This window comes from Arthrobacter sp. 9AX (assembly GCF_902506095.1).
Taxonomy (GTDB): Bacteria; Actinomycetota; Actinomycetes; order Actinomycetales; family Micrococcaceae; genus Arthrobacter.
In genome coordinates, this window is sequence record NZ_LR733293.1 from 89,449 (window position 1) to 114,234 (window position 24,786).

Sequence of the window (24,786 nt, forward strand, 5' to 3'; positions counted from 1 at the left end):
GCCTGCTCCCGGTCCCGCTACCGCCCGCCGTACCCGCGCTCGTTCCTGCGGTTGTCCGCCGCATGGAGATTGGGAGCGGTTTTCGTGCGGGACAGCGAAAACCGGGTTGCCGTGGCCGTTCCACCCGCCCCCAGCGCAGCGCCCAGTGCCGCCGTTGACGCCACCAGCGAGGGATCGTTGCTGGCCGACACCAGCCGGGCTCCGTCCTGGTAGGTGGTAAGGGTATGCCCCGGCCCCAGGCCGCCTTCCCCTCCCGAGGCCCTCGGAGTCTGGGTCAGGGAAACCGTCACACGGTCCCTGGTTTCCGGGTTTGGCGCCCCGTCCCCTCCGGGCACCCAGTCTGCGCGGTGCTCAAGATGCAAGGACTGCACCCCTGCCGGGGGGACGATCCCGGCGACAGGAGAGCCTGCCGTCAGGACGTACTGAACGTCGTATTCGCGGAGGACGCGGGGATCGGCAGCCAGGTTCATGGCGTGGATCCCTCCCTGGCTGTAGCCCACAGCCACTACCGGCGATCCTTGCTCCGCACCGGCCGCCTGAAGTGCCTCGAGCGCCGCAACAGTCATGTCGTCAGAGCTGTATGCCATCGCCTCCAGGATGCCCACTTCATCGAACGGGTTATCCCCGCCGGCGCCGGACCAGGCAGGCTGGGTGCCGGGAACTACCAGGACGTAAGACCTTTCCCCGCCGTTGGTCACCTCGATGACCTCTATAAACCCGGCACCGCGGGCGTCTATTTGCCGAATCCGTTCCAGTAAGCCCACGGGCGAAGTGTCGAGGTCCACCTGGACTGACTCTTCCCGGTGCACGGCCAGGGGGCGGCCAACAGTGCCGTCCCGCTCCAGGACTTCCCAGATTCCGGAATCCTTGTCTGCCTGCCGTTTTACGTCCGCTGCCTCGAGTCCCAGGATCCCCACGACGGCTTCTGCCGTTTTGTCGTCAGCTGCGTGAGTTGCCGCGAAATTCGCCAGGGAGCCGAAGATATCGCCGGGAGTCACCAGGCCGAGAGACCTGGCCGACCAAGCGAGCGCCTCCGCCGCCTCGTATTCCTGCCTGCAGGCACGGACGTGGCTGCAGATGCGCTGCAGCTCGGCCCGCACGGCCTGAACGTTCCGCTCCGCCTCCCCCACCGCGTTCGTGGCCAGGCTGCCCGACCACCGCGGCAGTTCCTGGAAGGGAACCAGGTCTTCCCAGATCCGGCGGAGCTCGACCTCCAGTCCGGAGAGCCTGCCCGCCAGGTCATCGAGCTTTTCGGCGCCCCCTGCGAGCTCCTCGAGCTGGAAACTGATGCCGCCTACGCCTCCACGGACCGTCAGGGTTCCGTCCTGTGGAGGGCCGGACAAGCGGATGGAGCCGCTGCCGGAGGGCGTTGCCTCGGCCATCAGCCCGCGCCCGGATACGTGCAGCCGGCCGTCAGGGTCTCCTGGCTGTGCCGCTCCACCGCAGCTTTTGCCTCGATCAACGCCTCCAGTGCTCGGCGCAGTGCTGCCGACTGAAGCAAAACCGCATCCCTGTAGGCACGCCCGGCCGGCGACTCCCACTGCAGCAGCTGGATGTCCCGGAAACCGTCCAGAACCTCCTCACCGCGGCCAACGCAGACCGCCACCCGTTGCGCCAACTGCTGCACCTGCGCGACGCGCAGCATCTCCCGTTGCAGGTCTGTCCCTGCCAGTTGGCTGCCCATCACCCGAACTCCCTCTCCCCGCAACCCGGCTCCGCTGCTCTCCCCGGGATGAACGCTACGGAGGACACGCGGCGGACCCAACCATCGCCGTCGGCTATGTGGACAAAATCTCCTTCCCGGTCAAGTAACCTGCGCGGAAGGGCTAAAGCCGCCGCGGCAGTTCATGAAAGAATCAGCACATGCCTGAAACTGCCGCCACAGCTGATACCCGTACGCCCTCAGGACGCCTGGCCCTCGCCGCGTCCCCGGAAAAAATCGCGCTCGGCCCGCTGGACGGCCGCTACCAGTCCGCCGTCGCGCCCCTCGTTGACTACCTGTCCGAGGCAGCGCTCAACCGCGACCGCGTGGCAGTGGAAGTTGAGTGGCTCATCCACCTGACCGGCAACAACGTTCTTCCCGGGGCGGGGCCCCTCACCGCAGAGCAGCAGGAACAGCTCCGCGCGATCGTCACCGAATTCGACGCCGCCTCCGTGGCCGAACTGGCCGAAATCGAGGCTGTCACCGTCCACGATGTGAAGGCCGTGGAATACTACATCGGCCGCCGCCTTCCCGCCATCGGCATCGAGAACCTGACCGCCATGGTGCACTTTGGCTGCACGTCAGAGGACATCAACAACCTTTCCTACGCACTGGGCGTCAAGGGCGCTGTGGAGGACGTGTGGCTGCCCGCAGCACGCGCACTCGTGGCCCAGATCAGCAAGATGGCGCAGGACAACCGCGCCGTTCCCATGCTGTCCCGCACCCACGGCCAGCCCGCCACCCCCACTACGCTCGGCAAGGAACTGGCAGTGATCGCTCACCGCCTCACCCGCCAGCTGGACAGGATCGCCAAGACCGAATACCTGGGCAAGATCAACGGTGCCACCGGAACCTACGCCGCCCACGTTGCCTCCGTTCCCGGCGCCGACTGGCAGCAGGTGTCCAAGTCCTTCGTCGAAGCCCTCGGATTGACCTGGAACCCGCTGACCACTCAGATCGAAAGCCACGACTGGCAGGCCGAGCTCTACGCCGACGTGGCACGTTTCAACCGCATCCTCCACAACGTCTGCACCGACATTTGGAGCTACATCTCCATCGGCTACTTCGCACAGATCCCGGTGGCCGGCGCCACGGGCTCGTCCACCATGCCGCACAAGGTCAACCCCATCCGCTTCGAAAACGCCGAAGCAAACCTGGAGATCTCCTCCGGCCTGCTGGATGTCCTGGGTTCCACGCTGGTGACGTCCCGCTGGCAGCGCGACCTCACCGACTCCTCCTCCCAGCGCAACATCGGCGTGGCATTTGGCCACTCCCTGCTGGCCATCTCCAACGTCGCCAAGGGCCTGGAGCGCCTCGACGTCGCCGAGGATGTCCTCGCCGCGGATCTCGACACCAACTGGGAAGTGCTGGGTGAAGCCATCCAGATGGTCATGCGCGCCGAGGCGATTGCCGGCGTCGAAGGCATGGAAAACCCCTACGAGCGGCTCAAGGACCTCACCCGCGGACAGCGCGTGGACGCCGCCCGGATGCAGGAATTCGTGCAGGGCCTGGGCCTTTCGCCCGAGGCCGAGGCGCGCCTCCTCGGGCTCACGCCCGGCAAGTACACCGGCATCGCGGACCAGCTGGTGGACCACCTGAAGTAGCGCCTGCGCGCACGGCAGCAAAAGTACGACGGCGGCGCCGGGCTTCGAGGAGCCCGGCGCCTTCCGTTGTGGAGCCTTCCCTGTGGCTCGCTGGGCGGCCCGCTTCCAGATGCGAAACTGGAGGCATGAAGCTGCTCCTCATCCGCCACGGCCAGACCCCCGGAAATGTCCTGGGCCAGCTCGACACGGCCCACCCCGGTCCCGGCCTGACAGAACTGGGCGAACGGCAGGCGGAGGCCTTGGCCCGCTCGCTGGCGAATGAACGGATCGATGCCCTGTACGCGTCCACGCTTATCAGGACGCAGATTACCGCAGCGCCTCTGGGCCGGCTGCACGGCCTGGACGTCGAGGTGCTGGACGGCCTGCACGAGATCGAGGCAGGGTCGCTGGAAAAGCTGACGGACCACGAGTCGCACAAGCGGTACATGGGGACGGTGATTTCCTGGGCCGCCGGGGACCTCGATCGGCGGATGCCTGCGGGCCCTGACGGCCACGGCTTCTTCGCCCGTTTTGACGCAGCGATCACCACAGCCCTGGCGCGGGCAACAGGCCACGAGGCAACTGTGGCTGTGGTCAGCCACGGTGCAGCCATCCGCACCTGGGCCGGACGCCGGGCGGAGGGCGCAGACCACGAGTTCGCGGCCAAGCACGTGCTGGCCAACACCGGAATCGTTGCCCTGGAGGGCGATCCGGACAACGGCTGGAAGCTCCTCCATTGGGACGGGAGTCCGGTAGGCGGGCTGGCACTTGCAGATCCCACCGCAGCGGACCCCACCGGAAAGAATGTCCTGGAGCCCTAAACAAACTGCCGGAGCCGGCGGGACGGGAAGACTGCCGTCTTCCTGCACGGGCTGTTGGCCCCACCTGCAGATTCGACCGGTTGAAGCCTGGCGGCCACGGCGGCGGCCTCGGCCGCGGTGGGCCGCTCTCCACTGTCCATGGCGGTCAGCGCCCGGAGCAGGCGGCACCATTCCGGCCCGAGCGCGTCAGGAACATCGGGGCTTCGGAGGGTCCTGGCCACCAGCGATTCGATGGCGGTGCCGGGAAATGCCTTGGATCCCGTGAGCAACTCCAGCAGTACCAAACCCATGGCATAGACGTCCCAGGACGGGCGGGCCGGTCCTCCCGCGGCCTGCTCGGGACTCATGTAGTGCACGGTGCCGGAGGAAATACCCGGTTCCGGGGGCGAGCCGGCCGCTGCTGCGATGCCGAAGTCGATGATGCGCACCGGGCTCCTGCGCAGGCCGCTCAGCATCAGGTTGGCGGGTTTGATGTCCCGGTGGACAAGCCCCTGTTCGTGCAGGTGGGCGAGGGCATCAAAGAGTCCGCGCGCCCAGCCGGCAACATCACCCGGGCGGGGCCGGCCGGTGCAGACCTTTTCGGAAAGGCTCGTTCCGAGGGCCAGTTCCTCCACCAGGAAGGGACGCCCCGCGAGCGGTTTTCCCGCCGGCATCACGGACTGGGTGATGAACCTGATGATCGATGGATGGTGAAGCTGCGCCAAGACAGCCGCTTCATTGCCGATCCTCTCGAAGTGTTTCCTGGAGCCACCCACAGCCACCTTGACGGCTACATCCGGCCCGCCCTCACGATCGGCTGCGCGAAAGACCTCGGCCAAGGAACCGCGCCCTAGCCGTTCCTTAAGCTCGTAGCGACCTGCAAGGGCCGTCCCGCCGGTAAGGGCAGGGCCCGCGACGGCCACTGCGGCGGGGATGCTCATGCCGGGAGCGCGGAGGCGTGGGAGCCGGTATGGACGGCGCCTATCCCGGCGTCGAGCTGAAAGCCGCAGCCGCAGCGCCATACGGGCGGCAGCTGGACGGGCCCGGCGTCATCAGGTTCAAAAGTGTAGCCGGCAAGGTCCCGCCGCACGGCGGGTGCCACCAGCTCCATGCCGGTTCCGCAATGGACCGGCGCCGTCTCCACGCCGCAGGTCAGCGGCAAGGGGTCCGGCAATGAGGAGCCAGCGAATAGTTCAGGGGAACCAAGCTCAGTAAAAGTAACCAATGCACTCACGACTCCAGCTGAAAGGGTTCAGGAATTATCGTAAGCATACATATTGCTAGCCCCTCTAGCTAGTCCGGCTAGCTATTCTCTTCCTGGCCCTCATCCAGATGCTCCAGCGCCCCGGTCATACGCTGCAGGAATTCAACAACCACCCGTGCTTCCTCGGCGCTCAAGCCCTCAGCCACCGCCATCATCCTGCGATGCATTGCGCCAAGAGTGACCCTGACCTCGTTGTCCGACTCCACTGTGGGAACCACCACCACGGAGCGGCGGTCCGTGGGATGCGCTTCGCGCCTGACATGCCCGCTGGCTACCAGCCTGTCGATCAGGGAGGTGGTGGAAGCGCTGGTGATGGCCAGGAATTGGCTGAGATCCTTGGGCGCCACTGCCCTTCCGGCGGCCTGCGCCCGCAGCAGGTAACGGAGGGCAAGGATGTCCGTTTCGCCCATGCCCATTGAGTCGCGGGCGGAACGCCGTACAGCGGTCTCGGCCGCGCGGTAGTCGCGGAGGGACTTGAGCACGGCGGCACTGGGGTCCAATTGGCCGTCCGGCCCATACCAATACCCTGAGCCGTTATTACCGGTGGAACGCATAGAAACATACTAGACCAGCTGATAACTAGACAGCCAAGCGAATTCGCTGCCGGTTATCCGGCCGCTTACGCAGAAGAAACACCGGCGTAACCGCCGTCTCGTAGCGTTGAGTGGCATATCCCTTCGGCGAATCGAGGCAGACATGCAGACCAACCCGCGGCTGCACATCCGGCAGGTCTCCTGGTCCAACCCCGTTGGTGCCGACCTGCGCCGCGCCCAGCAGGCCGAACTCGACGCCCGCTTTGGTACCCCTGACCATGAACCCGGCCCGCCGCCGTCCGGCGCTGACTGTGCCGTGTTCCTGGTGGCCTACGACAAAGGCTCAGGCCAGCCCGTGGGCTGCGGCGGACTGCGGCTCCTGGATGCCACCACAGCGGAAATCAAGCGGCTGTACGTCCTGCCCTACACCCGCGGATCAGGCGTGGCCAGCTCCATCCTCGCCGCACTGGAGGCCGAAGCCTTCAAGCAGGGAATCACCCGGATCAAGGCGGAGGCCGGTTCCGCGCAGCCCGACGGTCGGAACTTTTACGAGAACTCAGGCTTTGAGCCCGTTCCCAACTTTGGCCCCTACGCGGGGGTGGCGCACTCCTACTGCTACGCGAAAAGCATCCACGCCCGCAGCGCAGCGCGCACAGCAATGGCGTAGCAGCCGGGGCGTCGGTGTCACACTCGGTGCCGCCGGCGCCGCTCGGCTAATCTCGGCCTATGGAATCAGCAGACATCACCTTCCGGACCCGAAAGTGGGTCCGGCCGGAGGACCTCAACGCGAACGGTACGCTCTTCGGCGGCAGCCTGCTGAAGTGGATTGACGAGGAAGCGGCCATTTACGCCATCCTCCAGCTCGGCAACGGCCGCGCAGTGACGAAGTACATTTCCGAAATCAACTTCGTCAGCTCCGCCGTCCAGGGCGACCTGATCGAGATGGGGCTGACGGCCACCCGGTTCGGCCGGACGTCGCTGACCATGCGTGCCGAGGTCCGGAACATGATCACGCGCCAGAGCATCCTGACCATCGAGGAGATCGTGTTCGTGAACCTCAACGGCTCCGGCAAGCCGGAGCCGCACGGCTACACCGAGATCACCTACGAGCGGGACAGGATCCCCACGCACCACCTGACGGAGACGCTTCCGGAGGACTGACGCCAGCGGAATCACGACGGCGGGAGGCTGGGTTGCGGAGTTAACCTCGCGTTCACGCGCGGGGCGCCGACCGTTTCCAGCACTGAACCAGAGTGGACAGCCCGGCTGTTTATCGAATCGATAGCAATACCGCCGGACTTTCCGCATGCCCGGCTATAGGCTGGCCAGACATGCTCCGATTCCAGTCCAGAAATGAGTCCTGATCGTGCGTAAATTGCAAACTTTGGCTGCCGCCGCCGTCGCCGTCACCCTTCTCGCCGGATGCGGCGGTGGCTCGGCTTCGCCTGCCTCCTCGGACGGGGCTTCATCGGCTCCCGCAGGCGGCTCCGGCGAAACCCTGGTGGTCTACACCAACTCCAACGGCGAAGGCCGGGGTGACTGGCTGACTGCCAAGGCCGCGGAGGCCGGCTTCAAGATCGAGATCGTGGGTGCCGGCGGCGCGGACGCCACCAACAAACTGATCGCAGAGAAGAACAACCCGATTGCCGACGTCGCTTTCGGGCTGAACAACATGTACTTCTCGCAGATCAAGGCCGCCGGCGCCCTTGAACCCTACGAACCCGCCTGGGCAGGGGACGTGGACAAGGAACTCGCGGACGGCGAAACGTACTGGCCGCTGGTCAAGCAGGCCATCCTGCTGGGCTACAACTCGGAAAAAATCTCCAAGGACGCCGGCCCCAGGGACTGGACCGATCTCTGGACGAAGGACGAGTTCAAAGCCCGCTACGAGCGGGTCACCGGATTGGGCACGGCCACAGCCCAGTTGGTTTTCGCCGGCATCCTCAGCCGGTACCGTGACGATTCCGGCGACCTCGGCATTTCCGACGAAGGCTGGAAGCAGGTGGAGCAGTACTTCCGGAACGGCAGCCCCGCCGTCGCCAAGACGGACCTCTTCGCCCGCATCGCCTCCGGCGAAGTGGACATGGGACAGATGCCGTCATCAATCATTGCCGACCGCGAAAAGTCCTTCAACGTGAACGTGGAGACCGTCATTCCGTCGGTCGGCGTCCCGCTTGCCGTGGAGCAGATAGCCCTGGTGAAGGGCACCAAAAAGAAGGAACAGGCACAGAAGTTCATCGACTGGTTCGGCAGCGCCGACGTCCAGGGCGAGTTTGCGCAGAAGTTCAACTCCATGCCGGTCAACAAAAAGGCCCAGGCGAAAGCTAACCCGGACGTGGTGGACTTCTTCGCGGACCTTAAGCAGCAGGACATTGACTGGGAATTCGTGCAGGAAAACATGGGCGCCTGGGTGGAGAAGATTGAACTCGAATACATGACCTGAGCCCGGCCACCGCCCACCAGCCCGTTCCACCAGACAGGTTTAGCAATGATCCGCTTGGACAACATCGAAGTTTCCTTTGGTGATTTCACCGCCATCCCCAACCTGGACCTGCACGTACGGCCCGGCGAGTTCTTCACCCTGCTGGGGCCTTCCGGGTGCGGAAAGACCACGGCGTTGCGGACCCTGGCGGGGTTCATCCAGCCCGCCAAGGGCACAGTCCGGGTGGACGGCAAGGATGTCACCCGGCTTCCCAGCGACAAGCGGCAGGTGGGCATGGTGTTCCAGAACTATGCACTCTTCCCCAGCATGAGCGTGTGGGAAAACATTGCCTTCGGGCTGCGGGTGCGGAAGGAGAAACCGGCGGACAGCGACCACCTGGTCCGGGACATCGCCCGGCGCGTGGACCTCAGTGATGAGCAACTGGCCAAGAATGTTGCCGAGCTGTCCGGCGGCCAGCAGCAACGGGTGGCTGTGGCGCGGGCGCTGGTGCTGCGGCCCAAAATCCTGCTGCTGGATGAACCGTTGTCCAACCTGGACGCGAAGCTGCGGCATCAACTGCGGCAGCAGCTAAAGGACCTGCAAAGCGAGTTCGGCATCACCACCGTCTACGTCACCCACGACCAGGACGAGGCACTGGCCATGAGCGACAGGGTGGCTGTGTTCAACAAGGGCGTGGTGGAGCAGGTGGGAACTCCGCAGGAGATCTACGACCACTCCGCCACCGAGTTCGTCTGCAACTTCATCGGGGACAGCTCGGCGCTCACGCCGGACTTCGTCGCGGAGGTGAACCGGCTCTCGGGAGCGGACCTCCTCACGGACGCCAACTCCTACCTGCGCGTGGAGAAGGCGTCCCTGAATGCGGACGGGGGAACCGTCGTCGGGCTTCCCGGCACGGTGACCTCCCGCACCTATCACGGCCTGCACAGCCGGTACGTGGTGCACAGCCACGGCGCCGATATCCGTCTGCTGCTCCGGGAGGACGGCAGCCCGCAGCCGGAGCCGGGAAGTACAGTCACCGTGTATTTCCAGCCCGCGCATGTCCTGCAGTACCACCCGGAGACCGGGGCGGCCCTGCAGCGGGAAGACCAGGCGGTCCGGCTGCCATGAGCGGCACGTCGGTCCGGAGCATGGCCCGCTCGCCGTTTGTCCTGGTGGTGGGGGCTGTCCTCACCTGGTTCATCGCCGCGTTCCTGGTCTGGCCCAACCTCAACATCCTGCTGGCAACGTTTTTCCCGGACGGCAGCTTCTCCGGCCGGGCCGCCGAGAAGCTGTTCTCCTCCCAGCGCGCCATAAAAGCCCTCGGGAACAGTTTCCTGCTCGCCGTGGCGCTCTCCGTCACCGTGAACCTGGTGGGAATCTTCATTGTCCTGGTGACGCACTACTTCCGGATCAGGGGATCGAGGATCCTGTTCCTGGGGTACGCCTCCACGTTCATCTACGGCGGCATCGTCCTGGCGGCGGGGTACAAATTCATCTATGGGGACAAAGGCATTGTCACGTCGTTGCTGGTGAAGATGTTCCCGGGCATGGATCCGGGATGGTTCTCGGGCTTCTTCGCGGTGCTGGTGGTGATGACTTTCGCCACCACCACCAACCACATGCTGTTTGTGGCCAACGCCTTGAAGGGCATCGACTACCAGACCATCGAGGCGGCGAAGAACCTCGGCGCCTCCCCCTGGACCATCCTCCGCCGGATTGTGCTGCCCATGCTCAAGCCCACGCTGTTCGCCGTCACCATCCTGTCCTTCCTGACCGGCCTCGGTGCCCTGAGCGCCCCGCAGGTGCTGGGCGGCCGGGACTTCCAGACGATCACGCCGATGATCCTTACCTTCACCAACAGCCCTACGTCCCGCGACCTCGCCGCGCTGCTGGCGGTCATCCTGGGCCTTGCCACCATCCTGATGCTGGCCGTGATGTCCAGGCTCGAAAGGGGCGGCACCTACTTCTCGGTCTCCAAGGTGTCCTCCGCCCTGCAGAAGCAGGACATCACCAACCCGGTGGCCAACGTGGTGGTCCACGCCGCGGCTTATATACTCTTTGCGATATATACGCTCCCGGTGGTGCTGATCGTCCTGTACTCGTTTGCGGACGGCGCAGCCATCCAGACCGGCCAGCTCTCACTGGGCAGCCTCACGCTGGACAATTACTCACGGGTCCTGACCCAGCAGTCCGGGCTGCGGCCGTTCATTGTCAGTGTGGTGTACAGCGCCCTGGCGGCCCTGATTGCCGTGGGCGGACTGCTGTTTGTGGCCCGGCTGCTGCAGAAGTACAGGAACTGGGTGGCGACTGCCTTCGAGTACCTGCTTCACATTCCGTGGATCCTGCCATCGGCACTGCTCGCGCTGGGCCTGATCGTCAGCTATGACCACCCGAATCCGCTGGTGGGCGGTGCCGTCCTGACGGGAACCACGGTGATACTGCTGATCGCTTTCGTCACGGTGAAGATCCCCTTCACGCTCCGGATGCTCAAGGCCTCCTTCGCTTCGGTGAATTCCTCGCTGGAGGAGGCGGCAGCCATCATGGGCGCCAAGACCCTCTACATGTTCCGCCGGATCCTCCTGCCGTTGGTGCTGCCCGCGGCTGCGGCCATCACCGCCCTGAACTTCAACAGCCTCCTGGACGACTACGACACCGCCATCTTCCTGGCCCACCCGCTGGTCCAGCCCCTGGGCCTGGTCATCAAAGCCAACACCGACGGCGCGGAGGGGGTGGAAGGCGTGGCCAACACTTTCGTGTACACCGTGCTGCTGATGGTGATCACGGGTGTGACCATGTACCTCGTATATGGGCGCGCCGGCCGTCGCGGAACATCCCCGAAGCGCGGGCGGGCGCTTCCACCGGTGTCATCGGCCGCGCCTCCGCCCGCCGTCACGGCCGTTTCGGGTGAGGACAGCAAGCTTCCGGCAGCACCCGCGCGGTGACCCGGCGGCTTAACCGCGCCCGACGGCGGCGGGTGCGTTCCGCCGTCGGGCCAGGTTGAGCAGGCGGTCACGGAAGGGCTGGGCACCTTCCGCGAGCGCCACCCGCCCCAGCGCTGAGGATGCCAGGCTCAAGGTGCGTGTCCTCAGCCTCCGCTGCCGGTCGTAGGCACGCAGGGCCTGGTCTTCGGGCAGGGTGTTCAGGAGGTCAGCGAGTGTCAGCGCGTCCACCAACGACTCGCAGGCGCCACGGCCGAGGGTGGGGAGCATGGCGTGTGCGGCGTCGCCGATGAGTACAGTCCTGCCGCGCACGAAGGAACTGAGATAAGGGGTTGTCCAGATCCGCTGCACCAGGCAGGCGCCGGGTGTTGCGGCGGCCAGCACCTGCCGGATGGCCGGCGCGTGCCCGGCGTAGCGTTCCCGGGCCTGTTTCAGGGCGGAGGCCACGTCGATGTCATAGGGCCCAAGCCCGGACCGGTAGCTGGCGTACCAGAACATGCCGCTGTTCGAGGCGGCCATCCCAAACAGGTCGCCGCGGCCCCAGTACTCGCCCACGGCGTCGGGGCTGACGAGGGACGGGAGAGTACCGCGCAGGGCCAGGTAGGGCGTGAGGCGGGCTTCCGTCCCGGAACCCCAGGCCTCGCGGCGGACCAGGCTGTGCACGCCGTCCGCCCCAACCACCAGGCCGCCGCCGGCCGGCAGCGCCTGGACCTGGCTCGTAACCCGCCGGACCGTCCCGGGCACGGCCGAATCAAGCAGCCGCAGCAGGTCAACGCGCGAGATGCCGAACATCTCGCCGCCGTCGACGGTAATCCAGGGCTCGCCGGCGGCGTTGCGGACCGATCCGCTGCCAATCATAGGGCTGACGGCCCGGGCCTCTTCCAGCACCCCCAGCCGCGCCAGCGCCCGCTGGGCGTTCGGCCACATCCCCAGCGCGTTGCCCACAGCGGGCAGCTCCGGCCGCTTCTCGAAAACTGTCACTTGGAACCGGCTTGGGTCAAGGCTGGCGGCGAGCGCCAACCCGGCAATGCCGCCGCCAACGATCGAAATCGCATCCATGGAGCAATTTTACTACTTTTGTAGTGCCCCGGAAGTGGCAATTACACTGGGCCCATGCCTGACCGCCGGACCCGCCTGCTGGATGCTGCCCTGGCCCTTCTGGCGGACAAGGGCATGAAGGGCCTCACCCACCGGGCGGTGGATGCCGCCGCACGCCTGCCCGAAGGCACCACGTCCAACTATTACCGGAACCGCACGGCCCTCGTGGACGCGGTGCTGGACCGCCTCCTGGAGCTGGACGCCGCACTCCTGCAGGACCAGGGACCGGCCGGCCCGCCGCAAAACGTTGAGGAGCTGGGACACCAACTGGCCAGCCTAATTCTGGCGCTGGCCGGGAAGCACGCAGGCCTCACCCGTGCCCGGCTGGCCTTGTCGCTGGACAAGCCCGAATCCGTCACGGCCGGGCACTTCCGGCTGGTGGGCGGGCTGGAGCAGGCCCTCACCGCGCTGGGGGCAGCTGATCCTGCCGGCCGTGCACGGGACGTGGCCGACTACGGCGACGGTGTGCTGCTCCACCTGCTCACGGTCAGGCGCGACGAGCAGCCCGACGCCGCAGCCATTGCCGCAGCAGTCCGGCGGCTGCTGGCACCCTGAGCCTGCGCCCCGGCCTCCCGCCGTCGTCCGGTCCCCCGAGTTTTTTGTCCAGATATGCAGGGCAAAACGCCCCTTAGGCCTGCATATGTGGACAAAAACTCCGCGTGGGGGTGGGGGTCAGGCCTGGCCGGGCCAGCCGGTGTAGGCCTCGGCGAGGTAGGCCATGCCGTGCCGTGAGGAGACCACCGAGTTCAGCTCGCCCAACTGGCGGGCGCGGGAGAAGTCATCGGCGCCGGCCGGGGTGTGCAGCATGGTGGTCATCCAGTAGGAGAACTGCTGGGCCTTCCATACCCGCTGCAGGGCGCGTTCACTGTAGGACTCGAGCAGCCGGTCGGAGCCGGAGTTGTAGTGGCTGTCCAGCCCTTCGAAGAGGACCTTGACGTCGTTGATGGCGAGGTTCAGGCCCTTGGCGCCGGTGGGCGGCACGGTGTGCGCGGCGTCGCCGGCCAGGAACAGGTTGCCGTACCGCATGGGGGTGTGGACGAAGCTGCGGAAGGGCAGGACCATCTTCTCGATAACAGGGCCCTCCTTGAGCTCGAAGCCGTTGCCGTTGACCCGGCAGCGGAACTCGGCCCAGATCCTGTCGTCATCCCATTCGGCCACGTTCTCCTTGGGGTCACACTGGAAGTACATCCGCTGGACCGTTTCGGTCCGCTGGCTGATCAGCGCGAACCCGTTGTCCGAGTTGGCATAGATGAGCTCGTCCGAACTGCGCGGCGCCTCGGCCAGGATGCCGAACCACGCGAACGGGTACTCGTGGAAGTACCACTTGCGGTGCGCTTCAGGAATCTGGAACCGGCAGTGGCTGCGGGAGCCGTCCGCGCCCACCAGGAAGTCGGCTTGGATCTCGAACTCCACGCCGTCGGCGTCGGTGAACCAGACCTTCGGCTTGCCCTCGAGGTCGTGAACGGACGTGTCGGTAACCCTGTAGCGGACGTCGCCGCCGTCATCCTTCCTGCGCGCGGCGAGGTCCAGGAACACATCCGTCTGCGGGTACAGCCACACGGACTCCCCCACCAGCTCCTTGAAGTCCACGCGGTGGCTTTCGCCGTTGAACCGCAGCTCGATGCCGTCGTGCCGGTCGCCCTGACGCAGCACCCGGTCCGACACGCCGCTGTCCACCAGCAGGTTCACCGTGCCGTGTTCCAGGATGCCGGCGCGGACGGTGTGGGCGATGTCCTCGTGGCTCCGGACTTCGATGACCGTGGACTCGATGCCGGCTTTCGCCAGCAGGTGGGAGAGCATTAGCCCGGCGGGCCCCGCTCCCATGATGGCCACCTGGGTGGTAATGATCTTGCGTGCCATGAGCGCGTCTCGCTTCGTTGCGGGGCTCCGCAGGGGCGGCGCCGTCGGGTAGGTCTGCCACCCAGTGTGCGCTTCCGCTGGTGATTCCCGACACAACGATTCCGTTGAATGGTTCAGGAGTCTGCGAGGCGGCGGGCGATGCCCCGTGCGGCCGTCTGGAGCGCCGGAACCAGCGCCTGCAGGCGCATCTCCCGCAAGGGAACCACGACGCCGAGCGACGCCACCGCGCGCTGCCTCTTGTTAAGCACCGGGACAGCGATCCCCCAGGTGTCCGGATCAACCACACCCTTCAGCTGGGCGAAGCCCTGGTGCGCCGTTTCGGCCAGCATGCTCCGGACACCGTCCGGGGTGAGTTTCCCGTCCGGATCGGAGAACTGGTCCAGGTACTCACGCTGGAGCGCCCTGTCCTGGTGGGCCATCAGCGCCAACCCGGCGGACGAAATGTGGATGGGCATCCTGCCGGCCACCTGGGCGCGGTTGGCCACGGAACCGCGCCGGGACAGCCGCTCCACAAAGAGTGCCTCCCAGCCGTCCAGCACGGCCAGGTTCACGTTCTGGTTGAGGACGTGCTGGATGTCCTCCATAAACGGCATCGCGGCCTGACGCAAGGCCAGTGCCGGGGACGTGCGGTTGACGAGCTCCCACAGACGCAGGCCCGGCCGGACCGTGCCGCCGGGGCCGGTGTCCAGCAGTCCATGGCCTGCGAGCTGGCGGACCAGGCGGTGGGTGGTGGTCAGCGGCAGCCCGGCGCGTTCGGCGAGTTCGGAGAGCTGCAGGGCACCCACGTCCTGCGGAAAGGCGGCGATCAGCCGGACGATGCGGTCCACTACGGAATCGCCGGAAGGGGAATTGGCCACAGCACACCCCGCTTCCGTTCAATGGGCTGCTTCCCAGCCTACCCCCGGCGCGGCCGTGGTGCCTGGGGCACTTCGCCGGGACCCGTCGTCGTCCGTTCCCGTAACCGGCGCCACGCACCGGGCGCCAGCACCACGGCAATGCCGACGACGGCGCCGATCACCGTTTCGATGATGCGGTCCCGGAGCAGGATGTCAGGCGGCGCGGGCACCACCAGGAGCGTGGAGATCAGGGCCAGGGGCGTGACGAAGAGCTGGGCGAGCAGGTATTGGCGGATGATGAACATTTCCGCGCCGAACTGGCAGAGGGCCATCACCAGCACCGTCTGCCAGGGCTCAAGGTGCAGCAGCACAATCCCGGCCAGGATGACCAGGCCAAGGATGGTGCCGATGATCCTCTGGACGCCGCGGCGGACCCGGTGCCGGGTGGTGTGCCCCACCAGCGGGACCACGGCCGCCACCATGGCCCAGTAATTGTGCCCGAAGCCAAGCAGCTGTCCGGCCCAGGTGGCAAGGGAGCCCGCGAGTCCGGCGGCGATGAGGTAGCCCAGCCCCTCCAGCCAGGCGGCGCGTCGCTCGTTGGGGGTTCGGCGGACGGGCCGCGGCCGGATCCATGGCGAACGGTGGCTGGGCAGGATCCTGGACGAGAAGCCGATCAACAGGCAGAACGCGGTGGTGAGGACGGCAACCAACATCGCCTGCCACAGCGGCGGCTGGTTGGGGATGGACGCGATGGCGGCGAATGCGAAGATGTGGAACAGCGAGCCCGCCGGGCGAATCCGCCACCAGGAGATGATCAGGGAGCAGGCTCCGGCCACGAGCGTGGTGGCGGGAACCAGGAGCCATGCGGTGCCGGTGCTGTCCAAGTTGAGGGCGGCGGCGGTCCTGGCCGCGAGCGTGGCGAGCAGGATGACCGCGAGCATCAGCAGCCCTGCCCGCAACTGGAGCGCGAAGCGGGTGCCGTGCGGCTCGCCCCGGCCGTAAATGCCGGTGAAGGCGCCGAAGGACGCGAAGATGGCCAGGTCCAGCCGGCCCAGGAGCACCAGCGTGAGGAGCGGAACGAAGACGCCCACCGCGCACCTGATCGCCGGGTGGTGGTCCTTGTTGCCTGGACCGATGCCGAAAATCTCAGCGAGCAGCTTCACGGGGCGGCGCCTTCCTGCTGGGTGGATTGTGACGGGCGGCCGCGCTGACGTTCATGCTAAATCCTACGGCGGCGGCCTCCGCAACGGACCCTGGCGTTCCCATGAATGGAACGGCGGGGCAATACCACCGAAACAGCGCCGCACGATGCTTGAGGCATGAAGCCTCCCGCACGGAATACACCCGCTGCCGAATTGAGCTGCGAAGTCTGCGGCCTGATGCCTGAACCTCCCAAAGCGCGGCTGACCCTGGCCAACGTGGCGGTGATGCTTCCCATCGAACTCCTGGTGCATGCCCTGGTGGTGGAAACCCACCTGCCGTACGTGGCCAAGGTGCTGGTGCTTACCCTGACCGCCACGGTGCTGGTGATCTGGGTGGCCGAACCGTCCGCGGCGCGGATCCTGCGCGGCTGGCTTCATGCGCCGGCGCTGCGGCACCGGCGGAAGCTGGCGGCGGCCCCTGCCCTGTGGCGGGCCCGGACTGTCCTCCTGGATGAGCCCGGTTCGCTGCAGCGGCTCACCCGGGCGCTGGCCAGGACCGGGACCAACATCCTGAGCATCCATGTCCACCCGGTGGCGGCGGGCGTGCTGGACGAGTTTGTCCTTTCGGCGCCTGGGCACCTCGGTGAACGTGAACTCCTGGCTGCCCTGCACGACGGCGGCGGCACCCGTCCGCACGTCTGGCCCACCACCGCCCTGGCCATGGCTGACGGGCAGACCAAGGCCCTCAGCCTCGCCGCCCGCATCGCGGACGCGCCGGAGGAGCTTCCTCTTGCGGTGGCCGAGTTGCTGCAGGCGAGGATCCTTACTCCCGCCGGGGCCGCGAAACAGTACGACGCCGGCACCCTCCTGAAGATCCCGACGGCCTGGCACGGCCCCATCACCTTCGTCCGGCCCGGGGAGCCGTTCACGCCGGCAGAGTCTGCGCGGGCCCACCGGCTCGCGGAGCTCGCCGAAATCCTGGCGTACCGCCGGGCCGTCTTCCCCCGGTAGCCGCCCCTCAACCAGGCCTACATGCGCAGGGTCAGGGCAGATGGGGCCATGGTCATCAGGACGTGTTTGCCCTGGCCCTCGTGGTCGCCGTCGAGCTGGTAGTCGTCGCTGTGTTCCAGGGTGATTTCCACGGATTTGCCCTGGAAATACTCCACGGCGGTGTCCTTGCCGCGGCCCTTGCCGATCATGCCGGCCACTACCGAGAGCCAGCCCAGTTTTCCGTGGTGGGGTGCCAGTACGGCAACGTCCAGCAGCCCGTCATCCACCTTGGCGTCCGGGAAGATCTCCAGCCCGCCCTGCACCTTGCCGCAGTTGCCCACCATCACGCTGCGGACGCCGCGCTGCACCACGGTTTTGCCGTCAATCACGATGGTCGCCTTGACCGGCTTTCCCGGCAGGTTCCGGATGCCGGCGTCCACGTACGCGAGCCAGCCCACCTTGTCCTTAAGGTCCTCGTTGGTGTCGGCCATGATGGTGGCGTCGTACCCCACCCCGGCCATCACCAGGAAGAGCTGCTCCTTGTCCGGGTCACTCCGGCGGGCCCGGACTACGTCAATCTTCCGCTCGGTGCCGGTCAGCGCACCGGCCATGGCGCCGTCGTAGTCCGTGACATCCATGCCCAGGTTGCGGGCCAACAGGTTTCCGGTGCCGAGGGGAAGCAGGCCCATCGGGGTATCGCTGCCGGAAAGCACCTCGGCCACGCACCGGACCGTCCCGTCGCCGCCTGCGGCAATAACGAGGTCCGCTCCCTGCGCGAGGGCTTCCTTCGCCTGGCCGACCCCGGGGTCCTCCTTGGTGGTTTCGAACCACAGCGTTTCGCCCCAGCCGTTTTCCACACAGTGTTTGGACACCAGGCCGCGCACGTCGATGTCCACCGGCTTGGCAGGATTGATGATGATGGCTGCTCGCCTGGGGGCAGTGGAATTGGCAGTCATGGCGTCCTCTGGTGGCGGATGGGAAGGCTACTTCTCACAGAAGACTAGCCTGCCCGCGGGCGCCGGGCAGCAAGACAGGCTACAGCGCCTTCACCGCTCCGAGGACCTGGGCCAGCGAATCCTTGGCATCACCGAACAGCAGGGACGTTTGCGGCTCGTACAACAGGTCGTTCTCGATCCCCGCGAACCCTGGCCGCATGGACCGCTTCAGGAACACCACCTGCCGGGCGTCGGCCACTTCCAGGATGGGCATCCCGTATATGGGCGAGCCGGCGGACGTCTTGGCCGCCGGGTTCACCACATCATTGGCACCCACCACCAGCGCAACGTCCGCCGTCTTGAATTCGGCGTTGATCTCACCCATCTCCTTGAGCGATTCATAGGGCACATTGGCCTCGGCCAGCAGGACGTTCATGTGCCCGGGCATGCGGCCTGCCACGGGATGGATGGCAAAATCGACGTCGATGCCGCGGGCCTCCAGCGCCTGCGCGAGTTCCGCCGCGGTGTGCTGGCCCTGCGCCACCGCCAGTCCGTACCCGGGGACGATGATCACCCGCTGCGCATAGCCCAGGAGGACCGCCACGTCCTCAGCGCTGGAAGACCGCACGGGACGTTCGCTCAGGGCGGTGGATCCCGCCGTCGAACTTCCCTTGAAGGCACCGAACAGGATGCCCGCCACACTGCGGCCCATGGCGGCGGCCATGGCGCGGGTGAGGATGGTGCCCGAAGCGCCCACCAGCGTGCCCGCCACCACCAGCAGCACGTTGCCGAGCACCAGGCCCGAAGCCGCGACTGCCAGGCCGGTGAAGGCGTTCAGCAGTGAGATCACGATGGGGACGTCGGCGCCGCCCACGGGCAGCACCAGGAGCACGCCGGCGACCAGGCCCAGCACCAGGAGCAGCACCGCCAGCAGCGGCGAACCCGTGAGGATAACGGCGACACCGGCCACCACCGCCGCGAGCAGCACCGCCGTCATCACGGCGGGCAGTCCCGGGAACACCACTGGACGCGTGGTCATCAGCTCCTGCAGCTTGGCGAAGGTGACGCCCGAGCCGGCGAAGGAGACGGCACCCACGAGCAGCGTGAAGACGATGGCCAGACGCACCCAGGGGTCCTCCGCGTGGCTGAGTTCCAGGAGCGCCACCAGCGCGGCCGCACCGCCGCCCACGCCGTTGAACAGCGCCACGAGCTGCGGCATCTGGGTCATTTTCACGCGCCGGGCCACGGGGGCAGCCACCGCAGCGCCGAGGGCTATGGCGGCGAGGATCCAGGGGATGTTTTCGAGCCTGGCGGACAGGAACACGGCCACGACGGCGATCAGGGCTCCCAGCGCGCCGATGAGGTTTCCGCGGCGTGCGGTGCGCGGTGAACTGAGGCCGCGCAGGGCAAGGATGAAGCAGACGGCGGCGGCAAGGTAGAGGAGTGAGGACCAGACGGGGTCGAGGAGGCTCATTTGCCGTCCACCTTCGCCCCTTTGGTGCCGGCCTTTTGCGGCCCGACCTCCCGTTTCGCGTGGAACATGTGCAGCATCCTGTCCGTCACCACGAAGCCGCCCACCAGGTTGGCCGTGGCGAGGACGACGGCGAGCAGGGCCACCGCGAGTACCCACGGGCCACCTGCCTGTCCGGCAACGATGATGGCGCCCACCAGGATGATGCCGTGGATGGCATTCGCACCGGACATCAGCGGCGTGTGCAAAGTGCTGGAGACCTTGGAGACCACTTCGAAGCCTACAAACACAGCCAGGACCGTGATGGTCAGCAGGCTCATTCCGTCCATCAGAGCGTCCCTTCCCGGCGGCTCCCGGCCCGCGCCGCCAGCAGTTCGGCAGTGGGCTGGTGCCGCACCGCGCCGTCGTGCGTCAGGCAGGCACCTGCCAGGACTTCGTCGTCGAAATCCATACCCAAAGTACCCTCCTTGATGAGGAGGGCCAGCAGGTTGGCCACGTTTTTGGCGTACAGCCGGGACGCGTCAAAGGCCATGGCCGAGGGCGCGTCCTTGAGTCCCACCAGGGTGATGTAGCCGGAGCCGTCCGCGGCGGGGACGGGAATGTCCTGGCCGGGGACAACGCCCTCCACGTTGCCGCCGGACTCGGCAGCGAGGTCGACGACGACCGAGCCCGGGCGCATGCCCTGCACCATCTCCGTGGTGACCAGGAGCGGGGCGCGCCTGCCGGGGACGGCCGCCGTCGTAATCAGCACGTCCGCCTGCGCCACGTGCGGGGCGAGGAGCTGCCGCTGCCTGGTGCCGGCGTCGGAACTGAGCTGGCGGGCGTAGCCCCCGGCCGCCTCGGCGGTTTCGAGGTCCAGCCGGATGAAGGTGCCGCCCATCGAGGTCACCTCATCCGCGGAAGCGGGTCGGATGTCGTTGGCGAAGACGCGGGCGCCGAGGCGTTTTGCGGTGCCGATGGCCTGCAGGCCGGCCACGCCCGCCCCGAGGACCAGGACCCTTGCCGGCGGGACGGTTCCGGCTGCGGTCATGTAGAGCGGGAAGAACCGTGGCAGCCGGATGGCCGCCTCCAACACGCAGCGGTAGCCGGCCACCAGCGCCTGGGAGCTCAGGGCGTCCATGGACTGGGCGCGGGAGATGCGGGGCACCAGTTCGAGGGCGAAGGAAGTGACGCCGGCGTCGGCAAGTGCCTCGACAGTGGGGAGTTCGGACGACGGCGACGCGAGGCCCGCGGTGACAGCGCCCCTTTTCAGGGACCGCGCGGTGTCCGGGTCGAGGGGGCGGACATGTGCCAGGATATCGAGCCGCGCCAGGTCCAGGTCCGGAACGATCGTGGCGCCGGCGTGGCTGTATGCCATATCCGGATACCCGGCGGCTTCGCCCGCGCCCGCCTCAAGCAGCACTTCCACACCGAGCGCCGCCAATTGCTTGGCAGACTCCGGTGTGGCAGCGACCCGCCGCTCACCCTCCCGGCGTTCCCGCGGTATGCCCAGTTTCACCCGCTGACTCCCATCGCTGCACGGGTGCTGCGGCGCCGCCTTCCCGGATGCGTTGGATCTTGGGCTTCGCGGAGCGGCGCTGCTGCACGTAGTTGGCTAGAGTCTATGGCCTGCCACCCGCGGGCAGGTAGGAATCATCAAGCAGTTCGTTGAGCGGTGGGCCGCAGTCCGCCCGGCTCGTACCGATCTGCTTGTACCGGTCTGCGCTATGAAACCCGGGGTCGCTCCGGCGCCCGGGCCGGCTGTGGGGGTCAGCCGCGGGCTGTGAGGTCCGCGGAGACGAGTTTCGCCGTCGCCACGATCTCCCGGGCCACCGACGCCAGGTATGACTCCGGGTCCGGCCGGGCTGCCACGGACTGGGCCTGGAGCGAGACGTTCACGGCGGCCACCACCTTGGGTCCGTCGTACACGGGGGCAGCCACGGACATCAGACCCAGTTCCAGCTCCTGGTCCAGCAGGCACCAGCCCTGGGCGCGGACGATGTCCAGCACCGCGAGCAGCTCCTTGGCGGTTCCAAGAGCCCGCGGAGTGAGCGGTTTGATCTCCGCCTCTGCCAAATAGGCCTCCAACGCCGCGGGCGGCAGCGCAGCAAGAAGCACGCGGCCCATGGAGGTGGCGTAGGCCGGGAAGCGGGTGCCCACCGTGATGCCGACATTCATGATCCGGCGCGTCGTGACGCGAGCGATGTAGGCGATGTCCGTTCCATCCAGCACAGCCGCAGAGGTGGACTCGCCCAGTTTCAAGGAGAGCTCCTCCAGATGCGGCTGGGCCAGCTGCGGCAACGACAATCCGGACAGGTACGCGTAGCCGAGCTGGAGCACCTTGGCGGTGAGCGCAAAGGTCTTGCCGTCGGTCCGCACGTAACCCAACTCCACCAGCGTGTGCAGGAACCGCCGTGCGGTAGCCCGGGTCAGCCCGGTGCGCGCAGCCACCTCGGTGAGGGTCATCACGGGGCGGTCCGCATCAAATGCACGGATCACGGCGAGCCCCCGGGCCAGGGACTGGACGTACTGGTCGCTGGCTTGCGGGGGCTGGGTGTCTGCGCGGACGGCGTCGGTCATGGTTACCAATCCTAGGTTGCGGTCAGGGCCTCAGCTTTCAGGCCCTAACCGTCAACAGCGGCCTTGAGCGGGACCGGCACCAGTTCCTGGAGTTCCTCGAGGGTGCAGCCGAAGGTTTCACGGACGGTGACGCCGTCGGGTCCGGTGAGGAACACAGCCTTATCGGTGTAGACGCGGGTGACGCAGCCAACGCCGGTGACCGGGTAGGTGCAGGATTCCACCATCTTGGATGCGCCTTCGCGGGTGAGGAGCGTCATCATCACGAAGACGTCCTTGGCGCCGGTGGCGAGGTCCATGGCACCGCCGACGGCGGGGATGGCCCCCGGTGCCCCGGTGTGCCAGTTCGCCAGGTCCCCGGTCGCGGAGACCTGGAACGCGCCGAGCACGCAGATGTCCAGGTGTCCGCCACGCATCATCGCGAACGAGTCCGCATGGTGGAAGTACGAGGCACCGGGCAGTTCGGTGACGGGGATTTTGCCGGCGTTGATGAGGTCCTCGTCGATCTCCTCACCCTGGGCCTCGGGCCCCATGCCGAGCATCCCGTTCTCCGTGTGGAGGGTGATGTTCTGGTCCTCGGTGAGGTAGTTGGACACCAGGGTGGGCTGCCCGATGCCCAGGTTCACGAACGAGCCCGGGGCGATGTCCCGGGCCACCAGCCGGGCGAGGTCGTCCCGGCCCAAGGGTGTTGCGGAGGTCTGGAGGGTCGTTGCGGTGCTCATGCTCAGGCCACCTTTTCTGCTGAGGCGCCTGCGGGGACGCGGACCACTGTGTTGACGTAGATGCCCGGGGTGACCACGTTTTCCGGGTCCAGCGCACCGGTGGGGACGATCTCGGAGACCTGGACGATGGCCTGTTTGGCGGCCGCGGCCATGATGGGGCCGAAGTTCCGGGCGGTCTTGCGGTAGACGAGGTTGCCCTTGCCGTCCGCTTTCAACGCTTTGATCAGGGCGACGTCTGCGTGGATGGGGGTTTCGAAGACCTGGCCGCGGCCGTCGATGATGCGGGTTTCCTTGCCTTCGGCAAGCATGGTGCCGTAGCCGGTGGGGGTGAAGAACCCGCCGATCCCGGCACCGGCGGCACGGATGCGCTCGGCCAGGTTGCCCTGCGGCACCAGCTCGAGCTCAATCTCGCCGGCCTTGTACTTGGCGTCGAAGTGCCAGGAGTCGGACTGCCGCGGGAAGGAGCAGATCATCTTCTTCACCCGGCCCTCCTTGATCAGCAGGGCCAGGCCCTGGTCGCCCTGGCCGGCATTGTTGTTCACCACGGTCAGGTCCGTGGCACCGCACTCGATCAGGGCGTCGATCAGTTCGAACGGCTGCCCGGCGTTGCCGAACCCGCCGATCATCACGGTGGAGCCGTCCTTGATGCCGGCGACGGCCTCCTGGACAGAATCTACAAAAGTCAGCATGCGCCTAAGCCTTTCCTGCGTTGTTTCCGGAAGCAGTGACGTTTTCGAGGACCACGGCCAGGCCCTGCCCGACGCCGATGCAGATCGCCGCAACACCCCAGCGTTCACCGGAGGCCTGCAGGGACCGGGCCAGGGTGCCCAGGATGCGGGTGCCGGACGCGCCGAGCGGGTGGCCCATCGCGATCGCGCCGCCGTGCCGGTTCACGATGGCAGGGTCGATGCCCCAGGCGTTGATGCAGGCCAGCGACTGCGCGGCGAAGGCTTCGTTAAGTTCGACGGCGCCCACCTGGTCCCAGCCGATGCCCGCCTTCGCGAGAGCTTTGTTCGCCGCCTCGACGGGAGCGTAGCCAAAGTACTGCGGATCATTCGCGTGCGCGCCGCGGCCCGCGATCCGGGCCAGCGGGTCCTGGCCCAGCAGCCCGGCGGCAGCCTCAGACCCCACCCAGGCCGCGGAGGCGCCGTCGGACAACGGCGAAGCATTCCCCGCCGTGACGGTGCCATTCTCGGTACGGAACACGGTCTTGAGCCCCGCCAGCTTCTCCGCGGATGAACCCGCGCGGATGCCCTCGTCACGGACCAGGTCCGTGCCGGGCACCGGGGCCACGAGGTTGTCATAGAACCCCTCGTCCCATGCCGCGGCGGACAGGTTATGCGAAGCAGCAGCGAACTCGTCCTGCGCCTCCCGCGTCACGCCGTACTTCTCGCGCAGGCGTTCGGTGGCCTCGCCCAAGGAGATGGTCCACTCCTTCGGCATGGCCTTGTTCACCAGCCGCCAGCCCAGCGTGGTGGACGCCAGCGTCATGTCCCCGGCCGGGTACGGCTTCTCGGTTTTGGGCAGCACCCACGGGGCACGGGACATGGACTCGGCCCCGCCCACGAGCACCAGGTCGGCGTCGCCGGCGTTGATCTGCCGGGACGCGATGATCGCAGCATCCAGCGACGAGCCGCAGAGCCGGTTCACCGTGGTTCCGGGTATGGACACGGGCAGGCCTGCCAGCAGCGCGCCCATCCGGGCGATGTTGCGGTTCTCCTCGCCGGCTCCGTTCGCGTTGCCGAACACCACCTCGTCAATCCGCTCCGGATCCAGCGAAGGGGCACGCTTCACGGACTCGCCGATCACGTGCGCGGCCAGATCATCCGGACGGACAGCGGCAAGGCCGGAACCGAACTTGCCAAACGGGGTGCGCACGGCATCGTACACAAAAGCCTGGTTCATGATGCTCCTCTTCTGCAGGGGCTAAAAG

26 protein-coding genes are annotated in these 24,786 nt (G+C 67.0%); 9 read left to right on the plus strand and 17 right to left on the minus strand.

All coding sequences use genetic code 11. The features are described 5' to 3' along the window. Nucleotides 1–17: 17 nt before the first annotated feature. Both BACI348_RS00440 and BACI348_RS00445 read right to left on the minus strand, forming a co-directional pair. The gene (locus BACI348_RS00440) at nt 18–1,382 is read right to left on the minus strand and encodes an alpha/beta hydrolase (RefSeq protein ID WP_159823454.1); all 1,365 of its coding nucleotides are present in this window, start codon (nt 1,380–1,382) and stop codon (nt 18–20) included. After that, nucleotides 1,382–1,684, minus strand: coding sequence for a hypothetical protein (locus BACI348_RS00445; protein WP_159823455.1), 303 nt, complete (start codon nt 1,682–1,684; stop codon nt 1,382–1,384). The genes BACI348_RS00440 and BACI348_RS00445 overlap by 1 nt, the downstream gene beginning before the upstream one ends. Before the next feature lie 179 nt (nt 1,685–1,863). On the opposite strand from BACI348_RS00445, the gene purB reads away from it, so the two are divergent. Then, nucleotides 1,864–3,306: an adenylosuccinate lyase gene (purB, locus tag BACI348_RS00450; protein ID WP_159823456.1), complete on the plus strand. Its 1,443-nt coding sequence runs from the start codon at nt 1,864–1,866 to the stop codon at nt 3,304–3,306. A gap of 125 nt (nt 3,307–3,431) precedes the next feature. After that, a complete protein-coding gene (locus tag BACI348_RS00455; RefSeq protein WP_159823457.1) occupies nt 3,432–4,106 on the plus strand; it encodes a histidine phosphatase family protein in 675 nt (224 codons plus the stop codon). Here the strand turns inward: BACI348_RS00455 and BACI348_RS00460 are convergent. The 3 genes from BACI348_RS00460 to BACI348_RS00470 form a co-directional block, all read right to left on the minus strand. Further along, on the minus strand, nt 4,103–5,026 hold the full coding sequence (locus tag BACI348_RS00460; RefSeq protein WP_159823458.1) for a serine/threonine-protein kinase: 924 nt from the start codon (nt 5,024–5,026) through the stop codon (nt 4,103–4,105). The two genes, BACI348_RS00455 and BACI348_RS00460, sit on opposite strands and share 4 nt — an antisense overlap. After that, nucleotides 5,023–5,259: a hypothetical protein gene (locus BACI348_RS00465; protein ID WP_159823459.1), complete on the minus strand. Its 237-nt coding sequence runs from the start codon at nt 5,257–5,259 to the stop codon at nt 5,023–5,025. Before BACI348_RS00465 ends, BACI348_RS00460 begins: the two co-directional genes overlap by 4 nt. Before the next feature lie 128 nt (nt 5,260–5,387). Then, nucleotides 5,388–5,903 (minus strand): MarR family winged helix-turn-helix transcriptional regulator, encoded by a 516-nt coding sequence (locus tag BACI348_RS00470; protein ID WP_159823460.1) that lies wholly within the window; start codon nt 5,901–5,903, stop codon nt 5,388–5,390. A 142-nt stretch (nt 5,904–6,045) separates the two neighbouring features. Here BACI348_RS00470 and BACI348_RS00475 point away from each other — a divergent pair, with 142 nt between their 5' ends. From BACI348_RS00475 to BACI348_RS00495, 5 genes are all read left to right on the plus strand, one after another. Continuing rightward, complete coding sequence (locus BACI348_RS00475) at nt 6,046–6,549, plus strand: GNAT family N-acetyltransferase (protein WP_159823461.1); 504 nt, start codon at nt 6,046–6,048, stop codon at nt 6,547–6,549. A 59-nt stretch (nt 6,550–6,608) separates the two neighbouring features. Next, complete coding sequence (locus tag BACI348_RS00480) at nt 6,609–7,043, plus strand: acyl-CoA thioesterase (protein ID WP_159823462.1); 435 nt, start codon at nt 6,609–6,611, stop codon at nt 7,041–7,043. A gap of 205 nt (nt 7,044–7,248) precedes the next feature. Continuing rightward, complete coding sequence (locus tag BACI348_RS00485; protein ID WP_159823463.1) at nt 7,249–8,325, plus strand: extracellular solute-binding protein; 1,077 nt, start codon at nt 7,249–7,251, stop codon at nt 8,323–8,325. A 45-nt stretch (nt 8,326–8,370) separates the two neighbouring features. After that, the gene (locus BACI348_RS00490; protein ID WP_159823464.1) at nt 8,371–9,432 is read left to right on the plus strand and encodes an ABC transporter ATP-binding protein; all 1,062 of its coding nucleotides are present in this window, start codon (nt 8,371–8,373) and stop codon (nt 9,430–9,432) included. Continuing rightward, complete coding sequence (locus tag BACI348_RS00495; protein WP_159823465.1) at nt 9,429–11,246, plus strand: ABC transporter permease; 1,818 nt, start codon at nt 9,429–9,431, stop codon at nt 11,244–11,246. The genes BACI348_RS00490 and BACI348_RS00495 overlap by 4 nt, the downstream gene beginning before the upstream one ends. A 9-nt stretch (nt 11,247–11,255) precedes the next feature. Here BACI348_RS00495 and BACI348_RS00500 read toward each other — a convergent pair whose 3' ends face one another. Then, nucleotides 11,256–12,302 (minus strand): FAD-dependent monooxygenase, encoded by a 1,047-nt coding sequence (locus BACI348_RS00500; RefSeq protein WP_159823466.1) that lies wholly within the window; start codon nt 12,300–12,302, stop codon nt 11,256–11,258. A gap of 54 nt (nt 12,303–12,356) precedes the next feature. Here BACI348_RS00500 and BACI348_RS00505 point away from each other — a divergent pair, with 54 nt between their 5' ends. Then, a complete protein-coding gene (locus tag BACI348_RS00505; protein ID WP_159823467.1) occupies nt 12,357–12,896 on the plus strand; it encodes a TetR/AcrR family transcriptional regulator in 540 nt (179 codons plus the stop codon). 117 nt (nt 12,897–13,013) lie between these two features. Here the strand turns inward: BACI348_RS00505 and BACI348_RS00510 are convergent, their stop codons facing one another. The 3 genes from BACI348_RS00510 to BACI348_RS00520 all read right to left on the minus strand — a co-directional run bounded on the left by BACI348_RS00510 (nt 13,014) and on the right by BACI348_RS00520 (nt 16,200). Continuing rightward, a complete protein-coding gene (locus BACI348_RS00510) occupies nt 13,014–14,201 on the minus strand; it encodes a 4-hydroxybenzoate 3-monooxygenase (protein WP_159823468.1) in 1,188 nt (395 codons plus the stop codon). A 113-nt stretch (nt 14,202–14,314) separates the two neighbouring features. Then, entirely contained in the window at nt 14,315–15,058 is a 744-nt protein-coding gene (locus BACI348_RS00515; protein ID WP_159823469.1) for an IclR family transcriptional regulator, read from the minus strand. A 38-nt stretch (nt 15,059–15,096) separates the two neighbouring features. Then, nucleotides 15,097–16,200 (minus strand): FUSC family protein, encoded by a 1,104-nt coding sequence (locus BACI348_RS00520; protein ID WP_159823470.1) that lies wholly within the window; start codon nt 16,198–16,200, stop codon nt 15,097–15,099. 156 nt (nt 16,201–16,356) lie between these two features. Here BACI348_RS00520 and BACI348_RS00525 point away from each other — a divergent pair, with 156 nt between their 5' ends. Next, nucleotides 16,357–17,190 (plus strand): amino acid-binding protein, encoded by an 834-nt coding sequence (locus tag BACI348_RS00525; protein ID WP_159823471.1) that lies wholly within the window; start codon nt 16,357–16,359, stop codon nt 17,188–17,190. 17 nt (nt 17,191–17,207) lie between these two features. Here BACI348_RS00525 and BACI348_RS00530 read toward each other — a convergent pair whose 3' ends face one another. The 8 genes from BACI348_RS00530 to BACI348_RS00565 form a co-directional block, all read right to left on the minus strand. Then, nucleotides 17,208–18,125, minus strand: coding sequence for a diacylglycerol/lipid kinase family protein (locus BACI348_RS00530; RefSeq protein ID WP_159823472.1), 918 nt, complete (start codon nt 18,123–18,125; stop codon nt 17,208–17,210). A gap of 79 nt (nt 18,126–18,204) precedes the next feature. Then, on the minus strand, nt 18,205–19,578 hold the full coding sequence (locus BACI348_RS00535) for an NAD(P)(+) transhydrogenase (Re/Si-specific) subunit beta (RefSeq protein ID WP_159823473.1): 1,374 nt from the start codon (nt 19,576–19,578) through the stop codon (nt 18,205–18,207). After that, nucleotides 19,575–19,904: an NAD(P) transhydrogenase subunit alpha part 2 gene (locus BACI348_RS00540; protein WP_159823474.1), complete on the minus strand. Its 330-nt coding sequence runs from the start codon at nt 19,902–19,904 to the stop codon at nt 19,575–19,577. The genes BACI348_RS00535 and BACI348_RS00540 overlap by 4 nt, the downstream gene beginning before the upstream one ends. Continuing rightward, the gene (locus BACI348_RS00545; protein ID WP_159823475.1) at nt 19,904–21,073 is read right to left on the minus strand and encodes a Re/Si-specific NAD(P)(+) transhydrogenase subunit alpha; all 1,170 of its coding nucleotides are present in this window, start codon (nt 21,071–21,073) and stop codon (nt 19,904–19,906) included. Before BACI348_RS00545 ends, BACI348_RS00540 begins: the two co-directional genes overlap by 1 nt. A 251-nt stretch (nt 21,074–21,324) precedes the next feature. Beyond that, nucleotides 21,325–22,134, minus strand: a complete 810-nt coding sequence (locus tag BACI348_RS00550; protein WP_159823476.1) for an IclR family transcriptional regulator domain-containing protein — start codon at nt 22,132–22,134, stop codon at nt 21,325–21,327. Between the two features lie 44 nt (nt 22,135–22,178). Next, the gene (locus tag BACI348_RS00555; RefSeq protein WP_159823477.1) at nt 22,179–22,853 is read right to left on the minus strand and encodes a 3-oxoacid CoA-transferase subunit B; all 675 of its coding nucleotides are present in this window, start codon (nt 22,851–22,853) and stop codon (nt 22,179–22,181) included. Nucleotides 22,854–22,855: 2 nt separating this feature from the next. Then, on the minus strand, nt 22,856–23,542 hold the full coding sequence (locus tag BACI348_RS00560; protein ID WP_159823478.1) for a 3-oxoacid CoA-transferase subunit A: 687 nt from the start codon (nt 23,540–23,542) through the stop codon (nt 22,856–22,858). Nucleotides 23,543–23,546: 4 nt separating this feature from the next. Then, nucleotides 23,547–24,758 carry a thiolase family protein gene (locus BACI348_RS00565; protein WP_159823479.1) on the minus strand — a complete coding sequence of 404 codons (1,212 nt, stop codon included), beginning with the start codon at nt 24,756–24,758 and terminating at the stop codon, nt 23,547–23,549. Nucleotides 24,759–24,786 lie beyond the last annotated feature (28 nt).